At 76.5% G+C, this 371-nt stretch carries 1 protein-coding gene; it reads right to left on the bottom strand.

Annotated elements, in window-relative coordinates; all coding sequences use genetic code 11:
• Window positions 1-63 precede the first annotated feature (63 nt).
• Window positions 64-371, bottom strand: a 308-nt coding sequence (locus H6A16_RS10595) for a transposase (RefSeq protein ID WP_204619023.1), incomplete at its 5' end; no start/stop codon positions are given.

The following is a 371-nucleotide window of genomic DNA, read 5'->3' as shown; positions in this document are numbered from 1 at the left end:
CCAACGGCCTCGAACGGCGGCGGGCCCGGGGTCGGACCCTGCTTTCGGGCGGGAGGGGCCGCGCTACGCGGTCGCCATCCCCGCTATCGCCCAGACCCAGCACGCCATCTCGCGCGCCGTGGCGCAGTTGGCGACCACCGGCCTCTTGCCGGCCGCCTCCATCGCCTCCCTGCGGTCCTGGAGCCTGCGGTTGCACTTCGCCGCGTGGCGCCTGACCGCCGGCGAGACCTGCTGCCCGGGCGCGAGCGGCTTCGGGGCGCGCGACGACATCGGCACGTGCCAGGCGGCCTCCACGAGCGCGGAGCGCACGTGCGCGTTGCCGGCGCGGGTGATCCCGCCCCTCGACGACGTCTCGCCGCTCGAGTGCTCGG

This window comes from Collinsella tanakaei, assembly GCF_016900375.1.
Taxonomy (GTDB): domain Bacteria; phylum Actinomycetota; class Coriobacteriia; order Coriobacteriales; family Coriobacteriaceae; genus Collinsella.
The sequence above is the reverse complement of the archived record's forward strand: the minus strand, read 5'-3'. Positions and strand labels throughout refer to the sequence as shown.